Here is a 2978-nt window from a genome sequence, read left to right as displayed (position 1 = left end):
CCCGGGGTCCCTCACCCCTGAAGGAGTGCATCCTCATGTCCCCTCTCGCCACCACCGAGACCTGCGCCCCGCTCGCCGTCCTCGGCGCCGACGTCCAGGTCCCGCTCGCCAACGGTGAGAAGGTCGGCTACGCGGCGCTGGACTACGCGGCCAGCTCCCCGGCGCTCCAGCGGGTGTGGGACGACGTCGCCGCCTACGCGCCGTACTACGGCAGCGTCCACCGCGGGGCCGGGTACCTCTCCCAGCTGTCCACCGACCTGTTCGAGCAGAGCCGCCGCACCGTCGGCGAGTTCCTCGACCTGCGCGAGGGCGACCAGGTGGTCTTCACCCGGGCCACCACCGACTCGCTCAACCTGCTGGCCGCGGCCGTTCCGGCCGGCACCCGGGTGTTCGCCTTCGAGACCGAGCACCACGCCTCGCTGCTGCCCTGGGCGCACGCCGGACTGGGCGTCACCTACCTGCGGGCGCCGCGCTCCCGGGCCGAGGCGGTGGCCGCGCTGGACGCCGCCCTCGCCGGGGCGCCCGAGGGCCCCAAGCTGCTCTGCGTCACCGGCGCCTCCAACGTGACCGGCGAGCTGTGGCCGGTCGCCGAGCTGACCCGGACCGCGCACCGGCACGGCGCCCGGGTGGTGCTGGACGCCGCCCAGCTGGCGCCGCACCACCGGGTCTCGGTCCGCGAGCTGGACGTCGACTGGATCGCCTTCTCCGGCCACAAGATCTACGCGCCGTTCGGCGCCGGGGTGCTGGCCGGCCGGGCGGACTGGCTGGACGCGGCCGAGCCGTACCTGGCCGGCGGCGGGGCGACCCGGACGGTGGCCCGGGAGAGCGACGGCTCGGTGGCCGTGCAGTGGCACACCGGCCCGGCCCGGCACGAGGCCGGCTCGCCGAACGTCATCGGCGCCTACGCGATCGCCTCGGCCTGCCGGGCCCTGACCGAGGCCGGCTTCGACGCGCTGGAGGCCCGCGAGCAGCAGCTGATCGCCCGGCTGACGGCCGGGCTGGCGCAGATCCCGCAGGTCAAGGTGCTGAACCTGTTCGGCTCCGACTCCGCCCGGGTCGGCGTGCTGTCCTTCGTCGTCCGGGGCTGGAACAGCTCGCACTTCTCGGCCGCGCTGTCCGCCGAGTACGGCATCGGGGTGCGCGACGGCCTGTTCTGTGCCCACCCGCTGGTGCGCACGCTGCTCGGGGACGAGGACGTCGCCCCGTCCGAGTGCGGCGCGCCGGAGCCCTCGCTGCCGGGCGAGCGCAGCCTGAACGCGATCCGGGTGAGCTTCGGCGCCGGGACGCCGGACGAGCACGTCGACCGCTTCCTGACCGCCGTCCGGGAGCTGGTCACGGACGGGGCGGCCTGGAACTACCGTAACGAGGGCGGTCGCTGCGTCGCGACCGTGCAGATCGACCGGGGCCGGCGCGAGGGCTGAGCGCTACTCGTCCAGGCCCAGGGCGAAGGCGGCTTCCAGGTCGTGCTGGGAGTAGGTGCGGAAGGCGATCTGGGTCTCGGTGTGGGCCACGCCCGGGACCTTGTTGAGCCGGCCCGGGATGACCTCGGCCAGGTCGTCGTGCCGGCGCACCCGCACCATCGCCACCAGGTTGTAGCCCCCGGTCACCGAGTAGACCTCGCTGACGCCGTCGATGGCGGCGATGGATTCGGCGATCTCCGGGATGCGGTCGACACTGGTCTTGATCAGGACGATGGCGGTGATCACAGTTCGGGCTCCTTTGTGGGGTGCCGCCAGCGTATCGGGCGTCGGCCGGGTCGTCGCGGGGGGTGGCGAACCACGGTGCAGGCGTAGAGGAACCCGGCCGAGAAGCCGATCACGTGGACCAGGTACGCCACCCCGGGCCCGGCCGAGTGCACCGACCACCACTGCAGGGCGAACCAGAGGCCGAGCACCAGCCAGGCGGGGAACCGCAGCGGCAGGAAGAGCAGCAGCGGGACGAGGGTGGTGACCCGGGCCCGGGGGTGGAGGCGCAGATAGGCGCCGAGCGCGGCGGCGATCGCCCCGGAGGCCCCGATGAGCACCCGGGTGGAGTTCGGCGAGTGCGCCTCGGCGAGCGCGAAGCCGTACGTGGTCAGGCTGCCGGCGGCCAGGTAGAAGACGGCGTACCGGGCCCGGCCCAGCCGCCGTTCGACGGTGGGGCCGAAGACCTGGAGGAAGAGCAGGTTCCCCAGCAGGTGGAGCCAGCCGGCGTGCAGGAAGAGGCCGGTGAGGACGGACAGGGCCGGGTGCTTGCCCGGGGTCGGGGCGGCCGGGCAGCCGGGGACCGGGTCGGGGGCCTCGGCCAGCTGCGCGGCGGTCAGCGGCCGCCCGGCCAGCACCTCGGCCGGGACGGCGCCCCAGCGCTGCTCGTACCGCTGCTCCGCGCAGACCCGGGCCCGGCCGGTGCCGTACAGCGGGTTGAGCCCGGCGGCCGGGCCGAGCAGGAAGACCAGGGTGTTGAGTGCGATCAGGGCGTAGCTGACCGCCGGGACGGTCGCGGCCGGGCGGCCGCCCCGGGCGGCGGTGTCGTCGGGGACCGCGAGCGCCATGCGGCCAAGCATCCCTCCGGGCGCCGCAGGTGACACGGCGGTTTACGGCAGGTGGACCAGTCCGGGTGTTCGGGCAACCGGTGGCCGCGATGGTTGCCCCAGGCAATAGGCTTGGGGCGGGCATTCCCGCCTCCCGCCGCCGATGCCGGGGCTCCGGGGGGAGCGCCTAGCCCACGAAGGGACCACCCGAGAGGACCCCCGATGACCGTCCCCGCCCTGACCGCCGAGACGCGCTGGCGCTGCACCCTGTGCGGCAACCTCACCCGCTTCGACGTGACCCGCACCGCGCGGGTGACCGAGTTCCTGCACTTCGACCTGGCCGGCGAGTCCAGGGTCGAGGAGACCGAGGTGCTGAGCGAGACCATCGAGTCGGTGCGCTGCCGCTGGTGCAACGCGGTGGACCAGGTCGAGCTGGTGGCCCGCCCGGGTGCCGAGGGGGCGCAGGCCC

General features: G+C 74.5%; 4 protein-coding genes. 2 read left to right on the top strand and 2 right to left on the bottom strand.

Annotated features, from left to right (window positions below):
- The first annotated feature begins 35 nt into the window (after positions 1-35).
- Positions 36-1421, top strand: coding sequence for an aminotransferase class V-fold PLP-dependent enzyme (locus ACIQOV_RS35180; RefSeq protein ID WP_401054907.1), 1386 nt, complete (start codon positions 36-38; stop codon positions 1419-1421).
- A 3-nt stretch (positions 1422-1424) separates the two neighbouring features.
- Here ACIQOV_RS35180 and ACIQOV_RS35175 read toward each other — a convergent pair whose 3' ends face one another.
- Together ACIQOV_RS35175 and ACIQOV_RS35170 are read right to left on the bottom strand one after the other, a co-directional pair.
- Entirely contained in the window at positions 1425-1706 is a 282-nt protein-coding gene (locus tag ACIQOV_RS35175) for an Lrp/AsnC family transcriptional regulator (RefSeq protein WP_049651832.1), read from the bottom strand.
- Entirely contained in the window at positions 1703-2530 is an 828-nt protein-coding gene (locus tag ACIQOV_RS35170; protein WP_387689195.1) for a rhomboid family intramembrane serine protease, read from the bottom strand. Before ACIQOV_RS35170 ends, ACIQOV_RS35175 begins: the two co-directional genes overlap by 4 nt.
- 201 nt (positions 2531-2731) lie before the next feature.
- Here ACIQOV_RS35170 and ACIQOV_RS35165 point away from each other — a divergent pair.
- On the top strand, positions 2732-2978 hold a 247-nt coding region (locus ACIQOV_RS35165), incomplete at its 3' end, for a hypothetical protein (protein ID WP_401054906.1).

It is taken from the genome of Kitasatospora sp. NPDC091257, assembly GCF_044757675.1.
Classification (GTDB): Bacteria; Actinomycetota; Actinomycetes; order Streptomycetales; family Streptomycetaceae; genus Kitasatospora; species Kitasatospora lactacystinica.
This window is presented reverse-complemented; position numbering and strand designations above follow the sequence as displayed.

Bases quoted from the DNA above. Each gene is read 5' to 3' on its own strand.
- ACIQOV_RS35170 (WP_387689195.1), bottom strand. From the start codon at position 2,530: ATGGCGCTCGCGGTCCCCGACGACACCGCCGCCCGGGGCGGCCGCCCG.
- ACIQOV_RS35180 (WP_401054907.1), top strand. From the start codon at position 36: ATGTCCCCTCTCGCCACCACCGAGACCTGCGCCCCGCTCGCCGTCCTC.